This is a genomic window from Pseudomonas parakoreensis (genome assembly GCF_021602155.1).
GTDB lineage: Bacteria > Pseudomonadota > Gammaproteobacteria > Pseudomonadales > Pseudomonadaceae > Aquipseudomonas > Aquipseudomonas parakoreensis.
Genome location: NZ_BQHY01000021.1, coordinates 37,844 through 59,998 on the forward strand (window position 1 = coordinate 37,844; position 22,155 = coordinate 59,998).

At 59.0% G+C, this 22,155-nt stretch carries 32 protein-coding genes; 20 read left to right on the plus strand and 12 right to left on the minus strand.

All coding sequences use genetic code 11. The features are described from left to right. The first annotated feature begins 38 nt into the window (after nt 1–38). The 6 genes from ispF (at nt 39) to rpoS (ending at nt 5,191) form a co-directional block, all read left to right on the plus strand. The gene (ispF, locus tag L6D63_RS24695; protein ID WP_027611044.1) at nt 39–512 is read left to right on the plus strand and encodes a 2-C-methyl-D-erythritol 2,4-cyclodiphosphate synthase; all 474 of its coding nucleotides are present in this window, start codon (nt 39–41) and stop codon (nt 510–512) included. Beyond that, nucleotides 509–1,567 carry a tRNA pseudouridine(13) synthase TruD gene (gene truD / locus L6D63_RS24700; protein WP_047291903.1) on the plus strand — a complete coding sequence of 353 codons (1,059 nt, stop codon included), beginning with the start codon at nt 509–511 and terminating at the stop codon, nt 1,565–1,567. The genes ispF and truD overlap by 4 nt, the downstream gene beginning before the upstream one ends. Then, nucleotides 1,555–2,304 carry a 5'/3'-nucleotidase SurE gene (gene surE, locus L6D63_RS24705; protein WP_047291906.1) on the plus strand — a complete coding sequence of 250 codons (750 nt, stop codon included), beginning with the start codon at nt 1,555–1,557 and terminating at the stop codon, nt 2,302–2,304. Before truD ends, surE begins: the two co-directional genes overlap by 13 nt. Before the next feature lie 41 nt (nt 2,305–2,345). Continuing rightward, nucleotides 2,346–2,981, plus strand: coding sequence for a protein-L-isoaspartate(D-aspartate) O-methyltransferase (locus L6D63_RS24710; protein ID WP_169841266.1), 636 nt, complete (start codon nt 2,346–2,348; stop codon nt 2,979–2,981). A 212-nt stretch (nt 2,982–3,193) separates the two neighbouring features. After that, on the plus strand, nt 3,194–4,075 hold the full coding sequence (locus L6D63_RS24715; protein WP_131671884.1) for a peptidoglycan DD-metalloendopeptidase family protein: 882 nt from the start codon (nt 3,194–3,196) through the stop codon (nt 4,073–4,075). A gap of 105 nt (nt 4,076–4,180) precedes the next feature. Beyond that, entirely contained in the window at nt 4,181–5,191 is a 1,011-nt protein-coding gene (gene rpoS, locus L6D63_RS24720; protein WP_047291913.1) for an RNA polymerase sigma factor RpoS, read from the plus strand. A gap of 577 nt (nt 5,192–5,768) precedes the next feature. On the opposite strand, the gene fdxA is transcribed toward rpoS, so the two are convergent. The 12 genes from fdxA to L6D63_RS24780 form a co-directional block, all read right to left on the minus strand. Continuing rightward, nucleotides 5,769–6,092, minus strand: a complete 324-nt coding sequence (gene fdxA / locus L6D63_RS24725; RefSeq protein ID WP_003222178.1) for a ferredoxin FdxA — start codon at nt 6,090–6,092, stop codon at nt 5,769–5,771. Between the two features lie 163 nt (nt 6,093–6,255). After that, nucleotides 6,256–8,826, minus strand: coding sequence for a DNA mismatch repair protein MutS (mutS, locus tag L6D63_RS24730; protein WP_236170405.1), 2,571 nt, complete (start codon nt 8,824–8,826; stop codon nt 6,256–6,258). A 51-nt stretch (nt 8,827–8,877) separates the two neighbouring features. Beyond that, nucleotides 8,878–9,867, minus strand: a complete 990-nt coding sequence (locus tag L6D63_RS24735) for a tyrosine-type recombinase/integrase (protein ID WP_236170406.1) — start codon at nt 9,865–9,867, stop codon at nt 8,878–8,880. Between the two features lie 11 nt (nt 9,868–9,878). After that, nucleotides 9,879–10,073, minus strand: a complete 195-nt coding sequence (locus L6D63_RS24740; protein ID WP_236170407.1) for a DUF4224 domain-containing protein — start codon at nt 10,071–10,073, stop codon at nt 9,879–9,881. Further along, the gene (locus L6D63_RS24745; protein WP_236170408.1) at nt 10,057–10,452 is read right to left on the minus strand and encodes a hypothetical protein; all 396 of its coding nucleotides are present in this window, start codon (nt 10,450–10,452) and stop codon (nt 10,057–10,059) included. Before L6D63_RS24745 ends, L6D63_RS24740 begins: the two co-directional genes overlap by 17 nt. After that, complete coding sequence (locus tag L6D63_RS24750; RefSeq protein WP_236170409.1) at nt 10,445–11,182, minus strand: metallophosphoesterase; 738 nt, start codon at nt 11,180–11,182, stop codon at nt 10,445–10,447. Before L6D63_RS24750 ends, L6D63_RS24745 begins: the two co-directional genes overlap by 8 nt. Further along, nucleotides 11,179–11,916, minus strand: coding sequence for an Lcl C-terminal domain-containing protein (locus tag L6D63_RS24755; protein WP_236170410.1), 738 nt, complete (start codon nt 11,914–11,916; stop codon nt 11,179–11,181). The genes L6D63_RS24750 and L6D63_RS24755 overlap by 4 nt, the downstream gene beginning before the upstream one ends. Next, on the minus strand, nt 11,913–12,251 hold the full coding sequence (locus L6D63_RS24760) for an ead/Ea22-like family protein (RefSeq protein ID WP_236170411.1): 339 nt from the start codon (nt 12,249–12,251) through the stop codon (nt 11,913–11,915). Before L6D63_RS24760 ends, L6D63_RS24755 begins: the two co-directional genes overlap by 4 nt. Further along, on the minus strand, nt 12,244–12,432 hold the full coding sequence (locus L6D63_RS24765) for a hypothetical protein (RefSeq protein ID WP_236170412.1): 189 nt from the start codon (nt 12,430–12,432) through the stop codon (nt 12,244–12,246). The genes L6D63_RS24760 and L6D63_RS24765 overlap by 8 nt, the downstream gene beginning before the upstream one ends. Next, complete coding sequence (locus tag L6D63_RS24770) at nt 12,429–12,728, minus strand: hypothetical protein (RefSeq protein ID WP_236170413.1); 300 nt, start codon at nt 12,726–12,728, stop codon at nt 12,429–12,431. The genes L6D63_RS24765 and L6D63_RS24770 overlap by 4 nt, the downstream gene beginning before the upstream one ends. Nucleotides 12,729–12,796: 68 nt before the next feature. Beyond that, nucleotides 12,797–13,186 carry a LuxR C-terminal-related transcriptional regulator gene (locus L6D63_RS24775; protein WP_236170414.1) on the minus strand — a complete coding sequence of 130 codons (390 nt, stop codon included), beginning with the start codon at nt 13,184–13,186 and terminating at the stop codon, nt 12,797–12,799. A 142-nt stretch (nt 13,187–13,328) separates the two neighbouring features. Next, entirely contained in the window at nt 13,329–14,051 is a 723-nt protein-coding gene (locus tag L6D63_RS24780) for an XRE family transcriptional regulator (protein ID WP_236170415.1), read from the minus strand. Nucleotides 14,052–14,139: 88 nt separating this feature from the next. On the opposite strand from L6D63_RS24780, the gene L6D63_RS24785 reads away from it, so the two are divergent. The 14 genes from L6D63_RS24785 to L6D63_RS24850 all read left to right on the plus strand — a co-directional run bounded on the left by L6D63_RS24785 (nt 14,140) and on the right by L6D63_RS24850 (nt 21,983). Next, a complete protein-coding gene (locus L6D63_RS24785) occupies nt 14,140–14,454 on the plus strand; it encodes a transcriptional regulator (protein ID WP_236170416.1) in 315 nt (104 codons plus the stop codon). A 144-nt stretch (nt 14,455–14,598) separates the two neighbouring features. Then, nucleotides 14,599–14,925 carry a hypothetical protein gene (locus L6D63_RS24790; RefSeq protein WP_236170417.1) on the plus strand — a complete coding sequence of 109 codons (327 nt, stop codon included), beginning with the start codon at nt 14,599–14,601 and terminating at the stop codon, nt 14,923–14,925. Beyond that, nucleotides 14,922–15,185: a hypothetical protein gene (locus L6D63_RS24795; protein ID WP_236170418.1), complete on the plus strand. Its 264-nt coding sequence runs from the start codon at nt 14,922–14,924 to the stop codon at nt 15,183–15,185. The genes L6D63_RS24790 and L6D63_RS24795 overlap by 4 nt, the downstream gene beginning before the upstream one ends. Further along, nucleotides 15,182–15,643 (plus strand): Cro/CI family transcriptional regulator, encoded by a 462-nt coding sequence (locus L6D63_RS28675; protein ID WP_309295587.1) that lies wholly within the window; start codon nt 15,182–15,184, stop codon nt 15,641–15,643. Before L6D63_RS24795 ends, L6D63_RS28675 begins: the two co-directional genes overlap by 4 nt. Continuing rightward, a complete protein-coding gene (locus tag L6D63_RS24805; RefSeq protein WP_236170419.1) occupies nt 15,640–16,422 on the plus strand; it encodes a phage antirepressor KilAC domain-containing protein in 783 nt (260 codons plus the stop codon). The genes L6D63_RS28675 and L6D63_RS24805 overlap by 4 nt, the downstream gene beginning before the upstream one ends. After that, nucleotides 16,419–17,033: a hypothetical protein gene (locus tag L6D63_RS24810; RefSeq protein WP_236170420.1), complete on the plus strand. Its 615-nt coding sequence runs from the start codon at nt 16,419–16,421 to the stop codon at nt 17,031–17,033. Before L6D63_RS24805 ends, L6D63_RS24810 begins: the two co-directional genes overlap by 4 nt. Further along, entirely contained in the window at nt 17,030–17,266 is a 237-nt protein-coding gene (locus L6D63_RS24815; protein ID WP_236170421.1) for a hypothetical protein, read from the plus strand. Before L6D63_RS24810 ends, L6D63_RS24815 begins: the two co-directional genes overlap by 4 nt. Further along, a complete protein-coding gene (locus L6D63_RS24820; protein ID WP_236170422.1) occupies nt 17,263–17,754 on the plus strand; it encodes an HNH endonuclease in 492 nt (163 codons plus the stop codon). The genes L6D63_RS24815 and L6D63_RS24820 overlap by 4 nt, the downstream gene beginning before the upstream one ends. Further along, entirely contained in the window at nt 17,751–18,527 is a 777-nt protein-coding gene (locus L6D63_RS24825; protein ID WP_236170423.1) for a hypothetical protein, read from the plus strand. Before L6D63_RS24820 ends, L6D63_RS24825 begins: the two co-directional genes overlap by 4 nt. Then, nucleotides 18,508–19,311 carry an ATP-binding protein gene (locus tag L6D63_RS24830; protein WP_236170424.1) on the plus strand — a complete coding sequence of 268 codons (804 nt, stop codon included), beginning with the start codon at nt 18,508–18,510 and terminating at the stop codon, nt 19,309–19,311. The genes L6D63_RS24825 and L6D63_RS24830 overlap by 20 nt, the downstream gene beginning before the upstream one ends. Further along, nucleotides 19,308–20,681 carry a replicative DNA helicase gene (locus L6D63_RS24835; protein ID WP_236170425.1) on the plus strand — a complete coding sequence of 458 codons (1,374 nt, stop codon included), beginning with the start codon at nt 19,308–19,310 and terminating at the stop codon, nt 20,679–20,681. The genes L6D63_RS24830 and L6D63_RS24835 overlap by 4 nt, the downstream gene beginning before the upstream one ends. Continuing rightward, nucleotides 20,678–21,316, plus strand: coding sequence for a hypothetical protein (locus tag L6D63_RS24840; protein WP_236170426.1), 639 nt, complete (start codon nt 20,678–20,680; stop codon nt 21,314–21,316). The genes L6D63_RS24835 and L6D63_RS24840 overlap by 4 nt, the downstream gene beginning before the upstream one ends. Next, nucleotides 21,313–21,597 carry a hypothetical protein gene (locus tag L6D63_RS24845; RefSeq protein ID WP_236170427.1) on the plus strand — a complete coding sequence of 95 codons (285 nt, stop codon included), beginning with the start codon at nt 21,313–21,315 and terminating at the stop codon, nt 21,595–21,597. Before L6D63_RS24840 ends, L6D63_RS24845 begins: the two co-directional genes overlap by 4 nt. Continuing rightward, the gene (locus L6D63_RS24850) at nt 21,594–21,983 is read left to right on the plus strand and encodes an antiterminator Q family protein (RefSeq protein WP_076565708.1); all 390 of its coding nucleotides are present in this window, start codon (nt 21,594–21,596) and stop codon (nt 21,981–21,983) included. The genes L6D63_RS24845 and L6D63_RS24850 overlap by 4 nt, the downstream gene beginning before the upstream one ends. Nucleotides 21,984–22,155 lie beyond the last annotated feature (172 nt).

A 22,155-nucleotide genomic window follows, 5' to 3' on the forward strand; every position in this document is an offset into this window, starting at 1 on the left:
TAGAATCACGCCCTGACAAAAATCGGGGCGTTTTTTTTATGCGTATTGGCCACGGCTACGATGTGCACCGTTTCGCTGAAGGCGATTTCATTACTCTGGGCGGCGTGCGCATTGCACACGGCTTCGGGCTGCTCGCTCACTCCGACGGTGACGTCCTGCTGCACGCCTTGAGCGATGCCTTGCTCGGCGCGGCCGCGCTGGGTGATATCGGCAAACACTTTCCGGACACCGACCCGCAATTCAAGGGCGCCGACAGCCGCGTGCTGCTGCGTCATGTGGTCGCGCTGATCCACGCCAAGGGCTGGAAAGTCGGCAACGTCGACAACACCATCGTCGCCCAGGCACCGAAAATGGCCCCGCATATCGAAGCGATGCGTGCGTTGATCGCCGCCGATCTTCAAGTTGAACTGGATCAAGTGAACGTGAAAGCTACCACCACTGAAAAGCTCGGCTTTGTCGGTCGCGAAGAAGGCATCGCCGTGCATTCCGTTGCCTTGTTGCTGCGCGCATGAACGAACTGCAACTGCTCGGCCCGCGCGCCTATGGCGAACCCCTCGGCACTGCGGTTCTGAAAGCCATCGCCGAAGATTTTCAGGTCGATGAGGTGCTCGACATCCCGTTCAGCGGTGATGGCGAACACCTGTGGATCTGGGTGGAAAAACGCGGTTTGAACACCGAAGAGGCAGCGCGGCGGATTGCCAAGGCCGCCGGGGTGCCGTTGCGCACCGTCAGTTATGCCGGGCTCAAGGATCGTCAGGCGCTGACCCGTCAGTGGTTCAGCGTGCAACTGCCGGGCAAGGCTGATCCGGATCTGTCGGCGGCGGAAAACGACACGCTGAAGATCCTCAAGACCACGCGCCACAAACGCAAGCTGCAACGCGGCGCGCATTCGGCCAACGGCTTCACCTTGCGCCTGACCCAGTTCGCCGGCGACAAGGACGCAATCGAGCAGCGTCTGCAACTGATCGCCAGGCAAGGCATTCCCAATTATTTCGGTGCCCAGCGTTTCGGCCATGATGGCGGCAACGTCGTCGATGCGCGTGCGTGGGCGGCGCGCAAGGCGTTGCCGGAGCAACGCAATGTGCGTTCGCGTCTGCTGTCGACGGCGCGCAGTTTTCTGTTCAATCAAGTGCTGGCGGCGCGGGTGGCCGATGGCACCTGGCAGCAGGCGCAAGTCGGCGATCTGCTGGCGTTCACCGACAGCCGCAGTTTTTTCCCGGCCGGTGAGGCCGAATGCAGCGATCCGCGCCTGGCGATTCTCGACCTGCACCCGACCGGCCCGCAGTGGGGCGAAGGTGACTCACCGGCCACCGGCGCTGTCCATGATCTGGAGCAGGGGATTGCTGCTCGCGAGGCGGATCTGCGCGATTGGCTGATCAATGCCGGAATGAGCCACGAACGTCGCATCCTGCGGCTGCCCATTGGCGGGTTGTCGTGGCATTATCCCCAGCCTGACATTCTGCAACTGGAATTCGTCCTCCCGGCCGGATGCTTCGCCACCGTATTGGTGCGCGAACTCGTTGATCTGGTGCCGGTGGGGCAGACGGACAGCCCATGCGTATTCTGATTTCTAACGACGATGGGGTAACCGCACCCGGTCTCGCCGCGCTTTATGCTGCGCTGGCGGATTACACCGAATGCGTGGTTATCGCCCCGGAGCAGGACAAAAGCGGCGCCAGCAGTTCGCTGACGCTCGACCGTCCGCTGCACCCGCAATACCTGGCCAATGGTTTCATCAGCCTCAACGGAACACCGACCGACTGCGTGCATCTGGGCCTCAACGGCCTGCTGGAGCGTGAACCGGACATGGTGGTTTCCGGGATCAATCTCGGTGCCAATCTGGGCGATGACGTGCTCTATTCCGGCACGGTGGCCGCCGCCCTCGAAGGGCGCTTTCTCGAGCGCCCTTCGTTTGCGTTTTCGCTGTGTTCGCGCCAGGTGGACAACCTGGCGACAGCCGCACATTTCGCGCGCAAACTGGTCGAGGCCCATGCCGGGCTGGACCTTCCACCGCGCACGGTGCTGAACGTGAACATTCCCAATCTGCCGATCGACCATATTCGTGGCATTCAACTGACCCGTCTGGGCCATCGCGCCCGCGCCGCAGCCCCCATGAAAGTGGTCGACCCGCGTGGCAAGGCCGGTTACTGGATTGCCGCTGCCGGCGATGCCGAAGACGGCGGGCCAGGTACCGACTTTCATGCGGTGATGCAGGGCTACGTTTCCATCACCCCGTTGCGGCTCGATCGCACCTTCAATGATGCCTTCAGGCATCTCGACGGCTGGCTGGAGGGACTGCGCTAATGGCTCGTGAACACGAAGACAGAATGCGCAGCGGCATCGGCATGACGTCGCAGCGTACGCGCGAACGTCTGATCCAGCGCCTCTATGAAGAAGGCCTGTCCAACGCCAAGGTGCTGGAAGTGATCCGCCGTACGCCGCGTCATCTGTTTGTCGATGAAGCGCTGGCGCACCGTGCCTATGAAGATACCGCGCTGCCGATTGGCCATAACCAGACCATCTCCCAGCCTTATATGGTGGCGCGCATGAGCGAGCTGCTGCTGGAGGCCGGGCCTTTGGACAAGGTGCTGGAAATCGGTACCGGTTCGGGCTATCAGACGGCGGTGCTGTCGCAACTGGTTGAGCGGGTGTTCTCGGTCGAGCGCATCAAGGTCCTGCAGGACCGGGCCAAGGAACGTCTGGTCGAGCTGAACTTGCGCAACGTGGTGTTCCGCTGGGGCGATGGCTGGGAAGGCTGGCCGGCGTTGGCGCCGTACAACGGCATCATCGTCACCGCCGTTGCGACCGACGTGCCGCAGGCGTTGCTCGATCAGCTGGCACCGGGCGGGCGGATGGTGATTCCGGTCGGCTCCGGAGAAGTGCAGCAACTGATGCTGATCGTGCGTGAAGAACACGGTTTTTCCCGTCACGTGCTGGGGGCGGTGCGCTTCGTGCCATTGCTCAATGGCCCACTGGCCTGAGCATTTATTTGCGCGCGCTGAATTCCTTGCGTTGGCCTGTGTCTTACACCGGCAGCGAAGGTTTAAACGCTACGAATTGCCCAAAGGCAAACGTGTGCGTGAAGCGTTTTCGCATCTTTAACGGTAAAGCCCATTCGGCCCGTTATACTTGCGACACTACTTGCCGCGATTCGGCATTCCACATATTTAAGCCACCACAAAGGGAGCGGCGGGTGAGTCTCACAGTCATTGCGCAGCGTATGGGTAACACGAGCTTTCAGCGCCTGGTGACTGGCCTTGTATTGAGCACCTTGCTGGTCGGTTGCTCCAGCACCAAATCGAGCAACGTGCGGGTGGTCGATCGCAACAGTGCGGCGGCTCAACGTCCCGTGGTAACGACCGGGCAGTATGTAGTCCGTCCGGGTGATACGCTGTTTTCCATCGCTTTTCGCTACGGCTGGGACTACAAAGCCCTCGCGGCCCGGAACAATATTCCTACGCCGTATACGATCCACCCGGGTCAGACAATTCGCTTTGACGGCCGCACCGGCTCAACGCCGACGGCGGTGGTCAGCAACAGCAGCTCTTCGCCGTCTTCGTCGAGTAAAACCACGGTAATCCGGCGTCAGGCGAATGGCACGACGACCACTACCGTGACCGGTTCCGGCGCCGGTTCTGCGGGGGCTGCACCGTCCGTCGCGAGCAAACCGGCCCCGGCTCCGCTGCCTCCACCGGGGCCAGCCCCGACCGGCTGGGGATGGCCATCTAATGGCATTCTGATTGGAAAATTCTCTTCAAACGGTAGTTTGAATAAAGGAATTGATATCGCCGGAGATTTGGGACAGCCTGTTTTAGCTGCGTCTGATGGGACGGTGGTTTACGCCGGGAGTGGCTTAAGGGGCTACGGCGAATTAGTCATCATCAAACACAGCGAAACCTACGTCAGTGCCTACGGACATAACCGCAGGCTGTTGGTACGGGAGGGGCAGCAGGTCAAGGTCGGACAGACAATTGCCGAAATGGGGTCAACGGGTACAGACCGGGTGAAACTGCATTTTGAGATTCGCCGACAAGGTAAACCTGTAGATCCGCTGCAGTTCCTGCCCAGACGTTGATTTGAGGCCAGCCTGTTCCGTCGCGTAGAGGGGACAGGCTCCAGCGCTGCCAAGGATAAAGGCGTCGCTTGAGCTTGGGGTCGAACTCACCAAAGGACTATAACAATGGCTCTCAGTAAAGAAGTGCCGGAGTTTGACATCGACGATGAGGTTCTCCTTATGGAGGCCGGCATCGATTCGGATTCTTCGATGTCGAATGATGAAGGGGCTGCTCCACCTTCCGTTCGTTCCAAATCCAAACACTCCGCTTCACTTAAACAGCACAAGTACATCGACTACACTCGGGCACTCGATGCCACGCAGCTGTATCTCAACGAAATCGGCTTTTCACCACTGCTCTCCCCGGAGGAAGAAGTTCATTTTGCGCGTCTGTCGCAAAGTGGCGACCCTGCCGGGCGCAAGCGCATGATTGAAAGTAACCTGCGGCTGGTCGTGAAGATCGCCCGGCGTTATGTCAATCGGGGGCTGTCGCTGCTGGATCTGATCGAAGAGGGCAACCTCGGCTTGATCCGCGCGGTGGAAAAGTTCGATCCCGAGCGCGGCTTCCGCTTCTCGACCTACGCCACTTGGTGGATTCGTCAGACCATCGAGCGTGCGATCATGAATCAGACCCGGACCATCCGGCTGCCGATCCATGTGGTCAAGGAGCTCAACGTGTACCTGCGGGCGGCACGCGAGCTGACGCAAAAGCTCGATCACGAACCTTCACCCGAAGAAATCGCCAACCTGCTGGAAAAACCGGTGGGCGAGGTCAAGCGCATGCTCGGCCTGAACGAGCGGGTTTCTTCGGTTGACGTCTCGCTGGGTCCGGATTCGGATAAAACCCTGCTGGACACCCTGACGGATGACCGTCCGACCGATCCATGCGAACTGCTGCAGGATGACGACCTGTCGCAGAGCATCGATCAATGGCTTTCGGAACTGACCGACAAGCAGCGCGAGGTGGTCGTTCGCCGCTTTGGCCTGCGCGGCCATGAGAGCAGCACGCTGGAGGATGTAGGCCTGGAAATCGGCCTGACCCGGGAACGGGTGCGGCAGATCCAGGTAGAGGGCCTCAAGCGCCTTCGTGAAATCCTTGAGAAGAATGGCCTGTCGAGCGAGTCGCTGTTTCAGTAAGCGCCTCTGAGAACCGTCCATAAAAGCCCCGAATGGTTCGGGGCTTTTTTATTGCCTGAAATCTCTCCCTGTAGGAACTGCCGAAGGCTGCGATCTTTTGATCTTGCTTTAAAGATCAAAATCAAAAGATCGCAGCCTTCGGCAGTTCCTACAGATACAGAGGAGAGGGCTGGGATTTGTAGTCTCGCGGCGTAAGCCTTGGCTTACTCTTTCGTAAGCGTTCCCTATTTTTGCAGGACGGCAGACGTCGATTGCTTCCCGACAATAAACATAACCTACTGATTCATATGCTTATTTTTTAATGTGAAGGACTTATTTCAGTCCTTTCCAGCCTGGAAGGCTGATTGCTCTCGGCAGGGAACTCTCTAATATCAGCACTGTGTCGACGGACAGACACGCCCTTCAAGGACGAGGGGAACGGACATCGCAGGACGCGATTCATCAGGACGATGAATAGGAATACAGGGAATAGGGAAAAATGTGGGCGGGTCAAACCGCCCCTTTTTTTGCCTGTAGAAAAGCAAAACCCGCAAAAGCAAAAAGGCCCGCAAGGGGCCTTTTCGTAACGCGCGACAGATCAGCGTTCGAGGTCTTTGATCTTGCCTTTGACGCCATCCCACTCTTCGGCATCCGGCAGCGATTCTTTCTTCTCGGTGATGTTCGGCCAGATTTCAGCCAATTCAACGTTCAGTTGAATGAACTCCTGCATATCCTCCGGAACTTCGTCCTCGGAGAAAATCGCGACGGCCGGGCATTCCGGTTCGCACAGGGCGCAGTCGATGCACTCGTCCGGGTGAATCACCAGGAAGTTCGGGCCTTCGTAAAAGCAGTCCACCGGACAGACTTCTACGCAGTCGGTGTACTTGCACTTGATGCAGTTGTCGGTGACGACGAAGGTCATTTCTAATTTTCTCCTCAGGCGGCGGCAGCGTAGCCCCTTCACGGTTGGGGTCGCCAGGTTCGGGAGCGATGTCTGCCAGCCAGGCTATTAACCGGCAGCATCCCGAACCGCGCGAGATTCTAACAGCTTGAAGCCGTTTGCGTTATATCCGGTTCTTTGCTGCTTAGATCCGGTTCTTAAGTGCATATAACAATTCGAGTGCTCGACGCGGGGTAAGGTCATCGAGATCCACTTTCGCCAATTCGTCCAGCACCGGATGCGGCAGGCTGGCAAACATGTCGCTTTGCTGCGGGGTCGCCGGTTTGCCTTTGATGGCAGGCTTGGGCGCTTCGTGCGGCAATGCGGTGTCTTCCAGCCGGCTCAGATGCTCACGGGCGCGCGCGATCACTTCGCTCGGTACACCGGCCAGTTGCGCCACGGCCAGGCCGTAGCTTTGGCTGGCAGGTCCCGGCAAGACGTGGTGCAGGAACACGATGCGCTCGTTGTGCTCGGTCGCGTTGAGGTGCACGTTGGCCACCAGCGGCTCGGCTTCCGGCAACACGGTCAGTTCGAAATAGTGTGTGGCAAATAAAGTATAGGCGCGCAGATGTGCCAGGCGCTCGGCAGCGGCCCATGCCAGCGACAGACCGTCGAAGGTGCTGGTACCGCGACCGACCTCGTCCATCAGCACCAGACTGCGTTCGGTGGCGTTGTGCAGAATGTTGGCGGTTTCGCTCATCTCGACCATGAAGGTCGAGCGGCCGCCGGCCAGGTCGTCGCTGGAGCCGATCCGGGTGAAGATCCGGTCCACCAGCGACAACTCGCAACTGGCCGCCGGGACGAAGCTGCCGATATGCGCCAGCAGCACGATCAATGCGGTTTGGCGCATGTAGGTGGATTTACCGCCCATGTTCGGCCCGGTGATCACCAACATCCGGGTGTTGTCATCCAGGCTCAGGTCGTTGGCCACAAACGGCGTGGTCAGCACCTGCTCAACCACCGGGTGACGCCCCTGGGTGATACGCATGCACGGCTCGCTGACGAAACGCGGGCAGTTCAGGTCAAGGTTCAGCGCACGCTCGGCAAGGTTGCTCAGCACGTCCAGCTCGGCCAGTGCAGCAGCGGTGTCCTGCAACGGCGGCAACTGGCTGATCAGATCTTCCAGCAGCGCCTCGTAGAGCATTTTCTCGCGGGCCAAGGCACGGCTCTTGGCCGACAGCGCCTTGTCTTCGAATGCTTTCAGCTCCGGCGTGATGAAACGCTCGGCGCCCTTGAGTGTCTGGCGACGGATGTAGTCTGCCGGAGCCGATTCCGCCTGCTTGCTCGGCAATTCGATGAAGTAGCCGTGAATGCGGTTGTAGCCGACTTTCAGGTTGGCCAGGCCGGTGCGGGCCTTTTCCCGGGCTTCGAGGTCGATCAGGAATTGGCCGGCGTTCTCGCTCAACGATTGCAGCTCGTCGAGTTCGCTGTCGTAACCGGTTTTCAATACGCCGCCGTCGCGGATTACCGCGGGCGGGTTGTCGATGATGGCTTTTTCCAGCAGCGCCGCCAGTTCCGGGTAGGTGCTGGTGGTGGCTGCCAGGCGCTGCAGGTGCGGCGCTTCCAGGTCGGTCATCGCCACTTGCAGTTGCGGCAGGGCACCGAGGGCATCGCGCAGACGAGCGAGGTCACGGGGGCGCGCGTTGCGCAGGCCGATCCGCGCCAGAATCCGCTCGATGTCGCCGATTTCCTTGAGCTGCGGCTGCAGCTTTTCGAAACGATAGCCATCGAGCAGACAAGTGATCGAGGTCTGCCGCGCCAGCAGCACGGTCAAATCGCGCAGTGGACGGTTCAGCCAACGAGTCAGCAGGCGGCTGCCCATCGCGGTCTGGCAACGATCGACCACCGATTGCAACGTGTTGTCGCGCCCGCCCGCCAGGTTGGTATCGAGTTCCAGGTTGCGGCGGCTCGCGCCGTCGAGCACCACGGTGTCGTCCAGACGCTCATGACGCAGGCTGCGCAGATGGGGCAGGGCGGTGCGCTGGGTTTCCTTGGCATACGCCAGCAGGCAACCGGCGGCGCCGATGGCCAGGGTCAGGGCTTCGCAACCGAAGCCTTTCAGGTCTTGCGTGGAAAACTGCTGGCAGAGACTTTTCAACGCCGAATCGCGCTCGAAATCCCACGGCGCGCGACGACGCACGCCACGGCGTTTTTCCGCCGGCAGGTCTTTTGGCCAGTCGTCCGGGATCAGCAGTTCCACCGGGTTGACCCGTTCCAGTTCCGCCAGCAGATTTTCCCAGCCCTTGATCTCCAGCACGGTGAAGTTGCCGCTGGTGATGTCCAGGACGGCCAGACCGAACAGGCGCTCGTCGCCCAGCACCGCCGCAATCAGGTTGTCGCGACGCTCATCAAGCAGCGCTTCATCGCTGACCGTACCCGGGGTGATGATCCGCACAACCTGACGTTCCACCGGGCCCTTGCTGGTGGCGGGGTCGCCGACCTGCTCGCAGATCACCACCGACTCGCCGAGCTTGACCAGTTTCGCCAGGTAACCTTCCGCCGCGTGGTAGGGAATCCCGCACATCGGAATCGCCTGGCCCGCCGACTGACCGCGCGCGGTCAGGGTGATGTCGAGCAACTTGGCAGCCTTCTTCGCGTCTTCATAGAAGATCTCGTAGAAGTCGCCCATGCGATAGAACATCAGCTGATCCGGGTGCTGATTCTTCAGGCGCCAGTATTGCTGCATCATTGGGGTGTGGCTTGAAAGGTCTGTCATACGCGGGGTTCAGCTCTACCTGTCTATTTGACAACTCACATCTGTCTAATACTACAGGGATTTTTTCGGCATTGTCGGCGGCAGTCCCACGTTGATTTTGCGAAGACGCAGATAACGTTGCGTCATCTTGGCGTCTGTATGTCCGCCCAGCTTCTGCGCATCGTTCCCCTGATCATCGGTGTCTGTAAGGGACTTCGCACGAAGGTCATGAAGTGAAGCATCCTCGACGCCAGCCTTCTTGCAGCTGATCGCAAATGCATCTTTGACCGAGCTGTAATGAACAGGCTTTCCGCCGCGCGGAGAGCAGAAAAGTGTGAGGCCACGTATCTTGCGAGGAAGCGCCTTAGTTCGTGCAATCAGCGCTTCAAGATCTGGAGTCATTTGAACTATAAGTTTGGCGCTGGTCTTTTCTTGTTTGAACGCTATTCCGTCAGCTGTTATATCGGCAAGTCGAATGGCAAGAACGTCACCGATGCGCTGCCCGGTCAGATAGCACATTTCATAAATCACACGCATGTTTTCGCTTGAATTAGCGCAGATCGCTTCGAATTCGGCGTGAGTGATGTAACGGTCTCGTTTGTGTTCGGGATGACGTTTAACACCGATGCACGGATTTGAATCCACCAGCTGTTTTTCCAGGGCGTAATTGAATACCGCGCGCAGAACCGAGATTACTCGGTTCGACATATTTGGCGTGCTCGCCCCGTGCATTTTCAGGGCGACAACGTGCCGCTGCATCACTTCCCTCGGCTCGAAGTCGGCGAACGTCTCCTTGAGCTGTCCGCAAGCGGCCTCGTACTGCGTAATAGTGTTTGGCTTGAGTTTGGGCTTCACCCGGTTGCGCATGTGCTCGAGGGCGTCATCAATCAGCTTAGGCATTCCGCCCTGGCTGCCCTTGTCGAGCAGCTTGGCGTACTCAGCGAGCGAGGCTTGAAAGTCCGAGCCCAAGCGCTTCCATTTGCCTTTGCGCACCAGGTAATAGGCGCCATGTTTCTCGTACATGCACGCCGGCAGGTGCCGGTCTTTCTTGCGAGGACGCATCTGTAATCACCTCACCCCAGCCGAAGTTCCGGCTCCTTCCTTGATTGAACTCCACCCATCCTGCCAATGACAACTTGGCGTAGGACTTTCGGGTGCCCATCCCCACCGACTGCAAAGCCATATCTTTCGGCTGTAAGCCACCGCATTTGCGCTGCCGGCCGCTTGTAGCCGGTCAGATCTGCAACCTCTTCAGGCGTCAGAAACATAACCGCCCCCTTCGTGTCGCGACACGATTTCTTGATTTGAGTTTTGTGTCGCGTCACGCCCATGCGTCACGCGAGCTGGAAATGCCACGCCTTCCCACTTGCCGGCCAGTCCACGGATGTGGTGCCGATCGACGTGCTGACGATGTGGCTTGCTTGCGAACAGGCTGGCGCAGGCGGCGAACCGCTCGACGTCGCCCACCGCGTCGACCAGCACCTGGTGCTCTGTCGAGTTGACCTTGACCCAGCCGTCTTTCGTTTTCCCGTGGTCGCTGGTGCGGCTCAGGATGAATCGACGGCCGCTGTTCTTGGCGCCTACCGATGACTCGTTCAGGTAGTAGGCGATCGCGCCTTCGCGCACTCGTAGGATCGTCTTAGCCACGACCGTCCTCCCAGTCCCAGCTCAGCTTTGGATCAGTCGGCGGAATGGTTTCGAGCGTGTGCAGGTTCAGCAGCGTGAAGTGCCCATCCATCCAGCCGCCGGTGTCGATGTAGTACACGTTGCCGAGGATCGCCGGGCGCCGAACTGGCGTGTGGCCGACAACGACCGCGCGCACGTTTGTGATTCCGTCGTGGTTCTCGCTGGTGATGCGCTGGCGTGACCATTGGCACATCGCCTCAACCTGCTGGCGCCCGTGAAGCCCTCGCTCAAGCTGGTTACGCAGCGTGATCCAGTCAGGGAAGGGGACGTCCGCATGCACGATGCTTACCAGGCCTTCCGGCGTTTCCACCTCAATAACCAGCGGAAGATCCGCCAGCAGTTCCGCATAGCAGCCACGCTCAACGAATGAGCGGCCGTACAACCACGCGCCGCCGTTGATCATGTGCATGTCTCTCATTCGTCCCTCCGGATCTGCCCGGTAGGCGTCCACCACCATCTGCTCATGGTTGCCGCGCACGGCGTGAAACCATGGTTTGGCGAGCCAGGTGTCGACCTCGGCAGACTCTGGCCCGCGGTCGATCAGATCGCCAACGCTGAACAGACGATCAGCGCTAGGATCGAACCCGGCCGCGTCCAGCGCGTTCTGTAGGCGAGTGAAGTGTCCGTGCACGTCGCCGACGGCGAAGTCCCGGCCAGCGGTGTTGATTCCAAAACTCTGCAATCCGCTCATGTGCGGCCTCCTGCAATTGCTGCCAGCTCGGCCACCAGCGCATCGGTGCGCCCGTAGAACCTGCCGGCGTCTTCGTTCACGAACCGCTCGATCACGCTGGCCACGGCCGCCTGGTTGGCCAGGCCTCGCAGATCCGTGTCGATCAACGGCGAGTCGCTCGACGGCGCATGAACGAATGCACCGGCCTTGATCGGAAGTGTGCGCACCGGGCGAACTGCCTTTTCCTTGCTCGTCCAGTTCGTGTCCGGTGTGCACCAGGGCAGCATGTGAAGGCACCAGGCGCTGCCGGCGGATGACTTCTGCGTGCTGGACCAGTATTCGCGCAATGCGAAGGCCTGGGCAGGCCCGCCAGCACCATCGGCCGGCCAGTGCTTGCCCCATGGTTCCAGCTGCAGCAGGTTGGCGCGCATCACCTGCAACTCCTCGATGGCGGGAATGTGCCAACCCCGGTGACCACGGATCGAAATAGCCAGCACCTTCTGCGCGATCGCGCTTCCGGCTTCGGCCATCGCCCGGGTGTTGGCCAGACCGTCGTGATAGGACTTGCTGCCGCGCACATTCAGGCGTGGGCCTGCCCGGTCCCACCACTGCGCGGGTTGCTCGAACTCGCGGCCAGCGTCGATGAGCGCGTGCTCGGCGCCGCCGAAGAACAGTCGCCCAGCGTAGAAGCCGCCGGCGAACGGCTGGCCGATGGCGGGCATGGCGGCGGGCGAGATTGCTTGGCGCTTGATCATTGAGGACCCCCGGCAGCAGGTTCGGCCGCGATGAGCGTGTTGACCTTGTTTTGCAGTCGTTCGATTTCATTTGTCAGCATCAGCACCGCTTTGGGGTTCGCTCCAGCAATGAACGCGGCGTTTGCCCGGCACTGCTCATCGGTCTTGACCAGGCAGTTGGCGAAGGCGCCAGCAATACGCCCGCCTGAGCGTCGGCCGCTCGCGACGTAGGAGTAGAGGACGTAACCGTGCTCGTTCACGTGGTCGCCATCAGTGGCCCACGGCCCCGGCGTTGCGGCTTTGGCCAGCGCTGCCAGATCAGCGGCGAGCTTTTGCGCGGCATTTGGCTTACTCATCGCGATCGCCTCCCGACTCACTCACCGTCCGCAGTTTGAGCGAGATCCCGCAGGCGCCTGCCAGCTTCGACAACTCGCTGACGGTGGTGCTGGGCTCTTGAAGCGCCTGGCCGAAGCGAACGAGGCGGGCGCCAAGACTAGCCGCCTGGGTGATAATCGATCCGTTCGTCATATTGCTCATAACCGGAACCTCTCGTCCTGTGGGAGCGGGATCGACACCAATGACTCCTTTTCTTGGGCTGAACTGGCTTGAGAGGCCCGGCCTGCATCGCTTGATGGGGTGGCCTGCTGTGGGAGCGAACCGAGTTGACGGTCCGGCAGGCAACTGATGCCGCCTTGCGGGGTGATCCAGCAAGTAACCTTGCGGCTGGAATCATGCTGAACGCTGATGACCTGCTCACCGGCGTTGGCCTGGAGGGCCATCAGCAGCGACAAGATCGCCAGAAGGGTAGGGGTGAATATCACGCTTTTTTTCATGGCTTCACTTTCTCCAGGCAAGCCGGTAGCCCGCCGCATTATTGGCTTTCGCGAAAAATCAGGTTGGGTTAAGCGGTGTAAGCGACCTCGATGCGCCGGACGGCTACGCGCGTTTCTACGCGGCGCTCACCGCTGCCTCGACGAACTCGAAGCATCTGGTCATCACCAATCATTCCGTGAATAGCCAGAACCAGCGCAAGCGTCGCAGCCATAGGGCTGATCACGCCTTTGCGCATCGCCTCGGCAACCAATTGAGCGCGACGGGTGACGCCGAGCTTTGTGCTGGCGGCGAGCACACGCTTCTTGATTGATTCAGGTTGAACGCCTAGATCACGCGCCAGCTCTTTCGAAGTCTGGCCCGAGGCAATGCCCAGCACGCACTGCAGCTCACGCAAGGCCAGACCCATGCCGAGGTGGCCAGTCCAGTTACCGAAGGTGATCGTGGTTGCTGCGTTCATGCTGGTAGCTCCATGCGGGTTGCGATGGAATGAATATGATCTATCCCATATTTTCAGTCAAGGGGTTGACTCATATTTTTATGAGTTAAAATGCGCAACGCAAAAAAAAACCGGCAAAAGCCGGTTTAATTTATGAAAATTCCTACAGAATCACTGAGTACCAGAACGCCTTCCCCAGGATAACAAGCTTGTTTTCGATCAGCTCCTCGAAGGTGTATTCCTCGTCTGGGTGTTCAGCCTGGTTGTAACTACGTAGACGCATTCCGCCTTGCCGCAGCCGATACAAAATCTTCACTCGCAAGTGACCATCATGGTCAATGGCGTAAATTTTCCCATCGATCACATCCGTACTCGCCATGTTGATGGCCACAGTGCTCCCGTCAGGCATAACTGGCTCCATGCTATTTCCAAGCACGGCAACACATACGGCATCTTCTGTGTGAATTCCTTGACGCTGAAGAATCTGACGATCAAAGCGAAGCTTATGATCCGTCACCATCACGATTTTGAAATGGTGCTTACTGGTGTCCTCTGGAACCTCTCGCAGGAAGGGAAGGTAGATCTCCGATTCGTGCAAAGGTGTCTCATGATCCCAGATATTGAATGGTCCCACAGCCTGAGCGTTGCTGGGTGTAGGCCGGTCGATGATTGCAAAGTCGGCATTCATTTCACCAAGGCCCGCTTCAAGCCAGATAGCACTCACACCGCAGACACGCGCAATGCTGGCTGTATGGGATGAGCCTTGGGACTTCCCTCTTTCAAGATTAGAAATCGAAGTCTGATCAATACCTACTAGGCGCGCGAGCTCTGACTGAGTTAGCCCGGCGTGCTTTCTTGCTGCTCTGATTCTTTCGCTGTAGTTCATTTCCATATCTTCAAGGGATTTCCCCTATGGTTGCAAATGAGTATTCCCGTGATGTAGCCTAGGGGAAAGCTCATAAAAGGTATTCTCGATGGGAACCATCATAGAGGAGCTGGTGAGGTACTTCGGCACTCAGCAGAAGACCGCGACAGCCTTAAATATTGATCAAACAACTGTGTCTGGCTGGATTAGGGGGAAGCATTCAGTTTCTCCAAAAATTGCTGCTCGGATTGAATCTGTCACCAAGGGAGCTTTTCGCCGCTCCGCTCTGTGCCCTGATTTCCCGTGGGGGTCTGAGTTAGACCATCCGCCGACCTTGAACGCAAATGTACGCCCAATCTCCGCAGCAGGGCAGTCAACTGTTGGTGCTGGTGTTTTATCCAGTACCCAGCAGGCCACCCCATGAACCCCGACCAAACCTCCCAGTTTTTGCTGAGCGGCTGATTTTTCAGTCGCCCACAAAAAAGCCCGACCTGAGTCGAGCTTCTTAATCGGTACTCGCGCCAACGAGTGCCTAGGTATTTCTTTGTCTTCGAAAGGACAAAACAACATGCAATCAGAAAATAGCACCAACCCCATCGCATCGCAAGAGCTGGTAACAGCCCTTGTCGGTTTTTACAACACGCCGATCGATAACCGGGGCATTCAAATGCTCAACGTCGCGCCAGGCACGAACGCCGAGGATGCGCTCCAGGCCGCAAAGGTCCTGTCTTCTGGTTTGGGGCAGATCTGCAGCCACATGCACGACAGCCTGAACATGGGCGAGCTGGCTTATTGCGACGGCATGGCTGCGCTGGGCTTCCTCGCTGAGACGGTCAGCGCGCTGGTTTGGTCGGTTCAAAAGGGCGCGGCAGTTGATGGCGAGGTCTCCCAATGAAGACCCCACTTCCAACCATGCAAGAAGCGGCTCAAGAAGCCGAGTTTCAACTGCTCGCGGCCAAGGATTTGCTCGAATGGCAGTGTACGCTAAGCAGCGCTATTCACCTTGATCATCTGCACAACGGTGGAAAGTCCGCCGGCGCCTTGGCCGAGCTGGCGAAATACTTCAGCGATACCGGGTTCGGGGGCGTGTACAGCGCCATCGACCAGTTCAAGCAGCTAGCTGAATCTGCGCAGGCTCAAGGCGGTGCGGCATGAATTCTCTCGCCCGCACCATTCAAGACATCGCCCACGACGCCCATGAGGATCTCGGAAGCGCCCATATCGCGCTGAGTAGGATCGAGTCTTTGCTGTACTCCACGCTGTCCGACAAGACCATGAGTCCGCATATCCGCAACCTGGTGCATATCGCTTGGAACTTGGCATGTGACGCTGCCAACACTGCCGACGTGGATTTTGAGGCGATTAGCAAGGCTCTTAGTGATTGCGCGCCACAGGGTCCGCAATTCGAAAACGTGGCGCGGATTCCGCTGAAGGAATTCGCGAAGGGGCGACAGCACGCTGCGGCACAAGAACTTGGAGTTCAACAGGCCGCAATTAGCAAGGCCATACGTGTTGGGCGGGAAATCTACGTGACGCGCCACGCCGATGGCAGCATCACCGCTACGGAGGTTCGTGCATTCCCAAGTTCCACAACTGAGAGGGACCCGCTATGACCATCGCCAAATTCCAAGGCGGCGATGCCGTCACGATGACCAGCCTCGAACTGGTCGACTTCATCAACGGTCGTCGCGCAGAAGATGATCCAGTTTTGGATCATGCCGACTTCATGAAGAAGGTGCCGCGGGTGCTGAAAAAAGATGCCGGAAAATTTTCCGATATCTATTTCGACAGCATGAATCGTCGCCAGAAGTGCTACCGCTTCCAGAAACGCGAATCGTGCCTGATGGCCATGTCCTACAGCTACGACCTGCAGGCCGCGGTGTTCGATTACATGACCGAGCTGGAACAGAAGCTGGCCAACCCCCAGGCCAGTGTAATGGCTGCTCTCAGCGATCCGGCCGTACTGCAAAGCTTGTTGCTGGAGAACGTCAGCAAAGTCGTGGCTCTCACGGCTGACAACAAGGAGCTGTCCAGCGAAAACCTGCTGCTCGAGCAAAAGGTTGTTGCCGACGCGCCCAAGGTTGAGTTCCACGACCAGGTCGTTGTTTCTCATGGCGTTCACTACGTTCGCGAGGTGGCGCAGGCCATCGGTACTGGCCAGAACCGTCTGTTCGAGTTCCTCAAACAGAAGCGCTGGGTTGACCGCTACAACCAGCCGTACCAGGCCAAGATCGAGGCCGGCTATCTCGTTGCTTCCGCTCACTCCTATAGGGACGAAGAGACGGGGGAGCGCAAAACCAAATTTACCTGCCGTGTAACTGGAAAGGGCTTCGCCAAGATCCAGGAGCTTTGGGCAAAACGCGACCATGATCTGCTGGAGGATCGGACGTGAACACAATCAACCTCGAAGTAGCGCAGAAAATCGCCAAAATTGCCCGCAAAGACCTCTCTCAGCGCGACATGATGATCCTTATGCGACGGGTCATCCGGAATAGCCTAAGGCATCGCGCCCAGATCCATGACGAGCGTCGTATTTTTCGCCGAGAGGCCGGGAAGCTCAAACCATACCTTCCTTTCGCGCAAGGCCAGATGGACATGCTGATGCAGAAGTCCAAAAGCCACCGCGACGAAGAGCTCAAAGTCATCAAGCAGGGGCTCGTAGGGTTTGGCTACAACCTGATCAAGGATACCGAGGGCGCTTTTGAAGCCATCGGCTTTGTCGGGCTGTGCGACTTGCTCAGCATCAATCCTGTTCACAGGGAGGAGGCGAGCAAGGAGGAGCAAAGCCTGGCAGGTTTGATCTATGTCGCCCGCCTAGAGAACAGCGTCAGCCCGAAGTCTGAGGCATGGGGCGAAGGTGGCCCGCTGTTCGAGGCCTGCTTCCTGGCCATGGTCGATTGGATCAAGACAGCGCCAGAAGGGGATCTGCCTGATTTGTTCGGCGCCGACTCTCCTTTTGCTGGCGCCCAGGTCGTTCAGGCCAAGCAGGAGACGCTGCAATGACCAGCCATGTCGAATCAACTACCGATATCTCGGCAGTTTCGCCAACCACCGCCGAAGTGTTCGCCGGACCCTGGCCCAACTACTCGAACTGCCGCCACCTTCCAGAGCGTGATCGCTGGGAGATGTATAGGTCGGCGAAAGCTCTCCGTCAGGCGTTGGAAGATCAGGGGCTGGTGATGGCGGAGGGGTATGACGCATTCATTCGCCGCGTGACAGGGGAGTTGGACCTATGAGTATGGAAGCGATGATTTGGGCACTGTCGCAGCAGAGCCTTGAGCCCGTCGATAAGTTCGTCCTGCTGAGCATGTGTGACGTGGCGCTGGATAATTTCTGCACGGTCACTGATGCGAGCGTTGCTCGTTACACCAACTTGCCGGCGAGCGAAGTTCCGACGGCAATCGACCGGCTTATAAGTCAGGGATTTGTCGTCAGGAGCGCCAAGGATAAATACATCCTGGACTTCCCGGTATATGCGCCAGTTGCGCGGAGCTACCGCAAGAGAGTCATTGGTTCAAAATTGCGACTGATGGTGTTCGAGCGCGACGGTTACACCTGCCTACGTTGCGGTAGCCAGAAGGAACTGAGGGCTGATCATGTGGTTCCGGAAAGCGCAGGCGGCAAGACAGCTCTCGAAAATCTCCAGACCCTCTGTGCTAGCTGCAATAGCTGGAAGGGTACCAAAGCTATCGATTTCCGTGCATTTTCGAGGGCTTCCGCATGAGCATCATTCGCGCCCCTCGCCCTGAGGGGAACTTCTACCTGCTGAGCAAAAACATCAGTGAGGACCAGCGATTGAGCTGGGGCGCACGCGGGATGCTGGTGTTTCTGCTGGGCAAGCCCGATCACTGGAAAGTCTCCCCTGCGCATCTGCGCGGAGAGACTGCTGCATCCGCAAAGCCGACAGGTCGTGATGGAATCTACGGGCTCCTGGACGAGTTGATCAACGCCGGTTACGTGCGTCGTGAACAGCCGCGAAGCGAGTCCGGCGTGCTTGGCGAAGTGAGCTATTTGGTCTCGGAATCACCGCTTCCGGATTTACCGTATCCGGCTGAACCGCATCCGGCTCGACCGCATACGGCAAATCCGACACTAGTAAGTATTGAAGGTAAGCAAGGACTGAAAAAACCAGCAAACACTGAAAACCCTTCGGGTGGTGGAGAGGGGAAGTCGAAGGCTCTGAAGTTCGATCCATTGACCGCCAAACCGGCAAACGCTTCCGAAAAGGCGTGGGCAGATTTCTGCGAAATGCGAAAGGCCAAACGGGCACCGCTGACACTCCGCGCCTGCGAGCTGATCGCCAAGAAGCTGGCCAACCATCCAGAGCCTGACGCTGTGCTGGATAAGTCCACCACCAGCAGCTGGTCTGACATCTACCCCGACTCGGTATTGCCAGGTGCTGGCGCGAAGAACGGGAAGCCTTCGACGTTCACCAACTTGCCGCAACACGAACCAAACGCTTATCCGGAGGTGCCGCATGGCCAAACCAATTTCTAATTTCTGCCGCGTGCCGGATGTTCGTTTCTTCGAGGCCCAATGCCCAGTACACGGCACGGTCGACGGCGCCGAAGTCGAGCAGTTCGATGGCTCGTATCTGGTGCGCACCTGCCGTCGGTGCCAGTGGGAAGCGATGAACACCGCCGACACGCGCAGCGAGGCTCACACTCAGGCGTTGGCCCGCCGCAAGGCTACGGCGCTGAACGAGCTGCTGATCGGTTCGGGCATCACTCCGCGCTTTGCCGATTGCACCCTGGACAACTTCACCACCGGCGCGGTGCTGGAAAAGGTTCGAGCCTTGTCGACCTGTCAGTCCTACGTCGACCAGTTCGAGGAGAACTACCGCGCCGGGCGCTCGCTGATCCTGTCCGGCAATATCGGTACCGGGAAAACTCACCTGGCCAGTGGCATCGTCCAACAGGTGATCCGGAAGTTCGGCGCGGTGGCGCACATCGTCTCGGCGGCGGAAATTATCCGCATCGCCAAAGGCGCGATGGTGCGCGGCGCCGAATACACCGAGCGCGACGTGATCAACGAACTTGCCGGTCTGGACCTGCTGGTGATCGACGAAATCGGCGCGCAGAAGGGCAGCGAGTACGAGCTGGGCCTGCTGCACGAAGTCATTGATCGCCGGTACCAGCTGGTGCGCCCGACCGTGGTGGTGTCGAACCTGCCAGCCAGCACTTTGGGCCAGTTCATCGGCGATCGCGCGCTCGATCGCCTGCGCCAGAACGGCGGCCAGGCCGTCGGCTTCAGCTGGTCTTCGATGAGGGCTACCGCATGAGCGAGTATCGCGAACTGTTCAGCGATGAGGCTGAACACGCGCTGCTGGGGGCGATGCTGCTGGATGGTGAGCTGTTCGACGCCATCACCAGTCAGGTCTCGGCGGCTGACTTCCATGATCCGGAGAATGCTGCACTGTTCCAGACGATGGTTGGCTGTCATGCGGCCGGCAGTCCGGTTGACCCGGTGACACTCCATGACTTTGCCGAGTACCTGCCGAGCGGCACACGCACGATGGCCTACGCCGGCGAGCTGGCGCGCAATACGCCAAGCACCGCCAACTGGAAGGCCTATGCCAAGGTGGTGACAGAGCGCGCTGTGCTGCGCCGTCTGGTGGACACTGCCGACACGGTGCGCGAGCTGGCCACCGAGAATCGGCCGGTCGCCGAGATCATCGCCAGCGCTCAGCAGGCAATGGCGGATCTGCGCGACCTGCAAACCGGAGAGCCGGATTACAAGCGCATGGACGAAGTGGTGACGCGCAACATCGACATCATCGACTCCAAGTTCAACGGCACCCTGCAATCTGGCCTATCGACCGGTTTGGTAGATCTGGACAAGCTGATCCGCGGACTGCGGAAAAAGACCGTCACCATCGTAGCCGGCCTGCCGGGGAGCGGTAAAACCACGCTCGGCCTGCAGATCGCCCAACACATCGCGTGCAGCGGTGCCGGCGTTGGGATGGTGTTCTCGTTGGAGATGCCGGAGGAGGAGCTGGGCAATCGTGCGCTAGCGTCCATCGGTGGTATCGACCTGCGCAAACTCGATGACGGGCAGCTGCAGGACGATGACTGGCCGCGGCTGACCTCGGCGGTGAGCAAGATCCTCGATGTGCCGCTGTTCGTTTGCGACAAATCCGGTCTGACGGTGGCGCGCATCCGCAGCATTGCCCGCCAGGTGCAGCGTGCTCATGGCCTCGACGTGGTGGTGATCGACTACATCGGCCTGATCGGCTCCGACGATAAGTCGTTCAACCGCACTTCGGAGCTCGGCAAGATATCGACCGGCATCGTGAACATTGCCAAGGAGCTGGAGGTGCCGGTGGTCCTGCTGGCGCAACTGAACCGCAACTCGACGAACCGCCCGGGCAAAAAACCGATCGCCTCCGACCTGCGCGACTCCGGCCAGATCGAGGCGGACGCGCACTGCATCATCCTCGTTCACCGGGACATGGATTCGGAGGAGGGCCAGAACGGCGTCACCGAGCTGATCATGCCGAAGTGCAGGCACGCGCCGGTCGGTTCGTGCCACGTTCAGCAGCAGGGCCAGTACGCCCGATTCGTCAACTTCGCAGGCAGCCGCGAGCCGAGTAACGAGGAGGTCGAAATGGGCCGCTCGTTCGCCAGTCAGTACAAGGGGAAAAGGGCATGATTTCTGAACTGCAAAAGCTGCTTGAGCGGTTGACTGGCGGTAGATCCGCAGAAGTTGGTGGGTCGTCGCAGGCCTCTACGGAGACGGCTGGCGCGCCAACTGACGAAACAATGAAAGTGGAGGTTGAAAAGCCCCCAGCGATGGAACAAGGCAAGGCAGCCATCCTCCCGAACGGTGCGGTAGTGGTGAAGGCGCCCAAATACCCAGAAGCCGAGCGCATTGCAGCCTCGATCCGGGATTTTCCCGAAGACTGGGTTTGGAAGATGAAGGGTTATGAGCTCGGGCACGTCCCGACCGGTTACATCCTCTGGGTGGCGAACCAAGACTATGGGCTGGCTGAGGTTTACAGCACTGGTGGAAAGGGGGACTTCACCAAGCCCGAACAGGCAATCATCTGGCCGGCTGTCGAGGGGTGGTTGGCGCAGCACAAGATCGGTTTCACCGGGCGCCTGCCGAAAGTAACGATCATCGGCCGGCAATCCACCTACTGGTGCTTCGTCAAGGACAAGCCCTGGGTGGGGATAGGTTGCTCCCCGGCGGACGCGTATCAAACCTGGAGCTTCGCTGTCTCCGCCCAAACCCGCCACAACATGAATTCAAACGAATATCTGCAAGTCCGGAGTGCCACGCTATGAGCAACGTAACAGCGGCGCTGCCGCGCAAAAGTTTGACGAAGGTCGAGTGCCAGTTCCTAAAACAAGGTAATCGCCTGCTGCTGGAAAAAAACAATGGCCGGATCGGCTCGGCGGCGTTCATGGACATCGTCGCCGACTGGCACGCGTCCCGCGCCAACCTGGGCTTCGAGGCATTCGCCCGACTCTGGATCACTGAAGGCAACGCAAAAAACAAGATCGCTGACAAGCTGCTGCGAGAGCTGTTCGGCATGGATGAGCCAAACCCGAGGAAAGCAGCATGAAGAAACGAACGTACGTGGGTAAGGCTCTTGGAGATACCGAGTGGCTACTCGAACAGTGGGGTTTCTGGCGCATGGACGGGATGGGAGTGCCGAGCTATGTGTCGCCGCTCTACGCGCTGATCCGAGACAACACGCCGTGCACTGGTGGGGTGAAGGAATACAGCCTGACCGATGACCTGGCGCTGATCGTCGACGGCGCGGTTGCTCGCCTGATCAATCGAGACACGCAGATGGGCGACTTCATTTGGCTTTACTTTGGAGCCAAGTGGCCCGCTCTCCGAATTGCCAGGGCTGCCGGAATCGGAGAGGCCAAGGCGCGAGAGGTGATCAAGGCCGGCGTGGCTTGGGTTGACTGCGCGCTGGAACGAGTTCGAGAGGCTGCGTAAAAAAGTCTTTCCACGCGGATAAACACCTGTTTTCATGGCACCGTGTTCAGCTTTTCAAGCGCGACACAACAGACAAAGCCCGGCCATTGCGTCGGGCTTTGTTGTTTCTGGAGATGATCAAAGCCCGGCGGAAACGTGCAGGGGTAACAGTCAGCGTGGGGACTGGAGGGAA

What these genes read in the sequence shown, in the direction of transcription:
- L6D63_RS24760 (WP_236170411.1), bottom strand. Translation starts at nt 12,251, where the DNA reads ATGAGTAAGCCAAATGCCGCGCAAAAGCTCGCCGCTGATCTGGCAGCG.
- L6D63_RS24710 (WP_169841266.1), top strand. Translation starts at nt 2,346, where the DNA reads ATGACGTCGCAGCGTACGCGCGAACGTCTGATCCAGCGCCTCTATGAA.
- L6D63_RS24795 (WP_236170418.1), top strand. Translation starts at nt 14,922, where the DNA reads ATGAAGACCCCACTTCCAACCATGCAAGAAGCGGCTCAAGAAGCCGAG.
- mutS (WP_236170405.1), bottom strand. Translation starts at nt 8,826, where the DNA reads ATGACAGACCTTTCAAGCCACACCCCAATGATGCAGCAATACTGGCGC.
- L6D63_RS24850 (WP_076565708.1), top strand. Translation starts at nt 21,594, where the DNA reads ATGAAGAAACGAACGTACGTGGGTAAGGCTCTTGGAGATACCGAGTGG.
- L6D63_RS24755 (WP_236170410.1), bottom strand. Translation starts at nt 11,916, where the DNA reads ATGATCAAGCGCCAAGCAATCTCGCCCGCCGCCATGCCCGCCATCGGC.
- L6D63_RS24845 (WP_236170427.1), top strand. Translation starts at nt 21,313, where the DNA reads ATGAGCAACGTAACAGCGGCGCTGCCGCGCAAAAGTTTGACGAAGGTC.
- L6D63_RS28675 (WP_309295587.1), top strand. Translation starts at nt 15,182, where the DNA reads ATGAATTCTCTCGCCCGCACCATTCAAGACATCGCCCACGACGCCCAT.
- L6D63_RS24820 (WP_236170422.1), top strand. Translation starts at nt 17,263, where the DNA reads ATGAGTATGGAAGCGATGATTTGGGCACTGTCGCAGCAGAGCCTTGAG.
- L6D63_RS24740 (WP_236170407.1), bottom strand. Translation starts at nt 10,073, where the DNA reads ATGTTTCTGACGCCTGAAGAGGTTGCAGATCTGACCGGCTACAAGCGG.
- L6D63_RS24815 (WP_236170421.1), top strand. Translation starts at nt 17,030, where the DNA reads ATGACCAGCCATGTCGAATCAACTACCGATATCTCGGCAGTTTCGCCA.
- L6D63_RS24825 (WP_236170423.1), top strand. Translation starts at nt 17,751, where the DNA reads ATGAGCATCATTCGCGCCCCTCGCCCTGAGGGGAACTTCTACCTGCTG.
- L6D63_RS24830 (WP_236170424.1), top strand. Translation starts at nt 18,508, where the DNA reads ATGGCCAAACCAATTTCTAATTTCTGCCGCGTGCCGGATGTTCGTTTC.
- L6D63_RS24835 (WP_236170425.1), top strand. Translation starts at nt 19,308, where the DNA reads ATGAGCGAGTATCGCGAACTGTTCAGCGATGAGGCTGAACACGCGCTG.
- L6D63_RS24735 (WP_236170406.1), bottom strand. Translation starts at nt 9,867, where the DNA reads ATGCGTCCTCGCAAGAAAGACCGGCACCTGCCGGCGTGCATGTACGAG.
- L6D63_RS24840 (WP_236170426.1), top strand. Translation starts at nt 20,678, where the DNA reads ATGATTTCTGAACTGCAAAAGCTGCTTGAGCGGTTGACTGGCGGTAGA.
- L6D63_RS24750 (WP_236170409.1), bottom strand. Translation starts at nt 11,182, where the DNA reads ATGAGCGGATTGCAGAGTTTTGGAATCAACACCGCTGGCCGGGACTTC.
- ispF (WP_027611044.1), top strand. Translation starts at nt 39, where the DNA reads ATGCGTATTGGCCACGGCTACGATGTGCACCGTTTCGCTGAAGGCGAT.
- fdxA (WP_003222178.1), bottom strand. Translation starts at nt 6,092, where the DNA reads ATGACCTTCGTCGTCACCGACAACTGCATCAAGTGCAAGTACACCGAC.
- L6D63_RS24775 (WP_236170414.1), bottom strand. Translation starts at nt 13,186, where the DNA reads ATGAACGCAGCAACCACGATCACCTTCGGTAACTGGACTGGCCACCTC.
- L6D63_RS24790 (WP_236170417.1), top strand. Translation starts at nt 14,599, where the DNA reads ATGCAATCAGAAAATAGCACCAACCCCATCGCATCGCAAGAGCTGGTA.
- L6D63_RS24770 (WP_236170413.1), bottom strand. Translation starts at nt 12,728, where the DNA reads ATGAAAAAAAGCGTGATATTCACCCCTACCCTTCTGGCGATCTTGTCG.
- L6D63_RS24780 (WP_236170415.1), bottom strand. Translation starts at nt 14,051, where the DNA reads ATGAACTACAGCGAAAGAATCAGAGCAGCAAGAAAGCACGCCGGGCTA.
- L6D63_RS24765 (WP_236170412.1), bottom strand. Translation starts at nt 12,432, where the DNA reads ATGAGCAATATGACGAACGGATCGATTATCACCCAGGCGGCTAGTCTT.
- surE (WP_047291906.1), top strand. Translation starts at nt 1,555, where the DNA reads ATGCGTATTCTGATTTCTAACGACGATGGGGTAACCGCACCCGGTCTC.
- L6D63_RS24785 (WP_236170416.1), top strand. Translation starts at nt 14,140, where the DNA reads ATGGGAACCATCATAGAGGAGCTGGTGAGGTACTTCGGCACTCAGCAG.
- truD (WP_047291903.1), top strand. Translation starts at nt 509, where the DNA reads ATGAACGAACTGCAACTGCTCGGCCCGCGCGCCTATGGCGAACCCCTC.
- rpoS (WP_047291913.1), top strand. Translation starts at nt 4,181, where the DNA reads ATGGCTCTCAGTAAAGAAGTGCCGGAGTTTGACATCGACGATGAGGTT.
- L6D63_RS24805 (WP_236170419.1), top strand. Translation starts at nt 15,640, where the DNA reads ATGACCATCGCCAAATTCCAAGGCGGCGATGCCGTCACGATGACCAGC.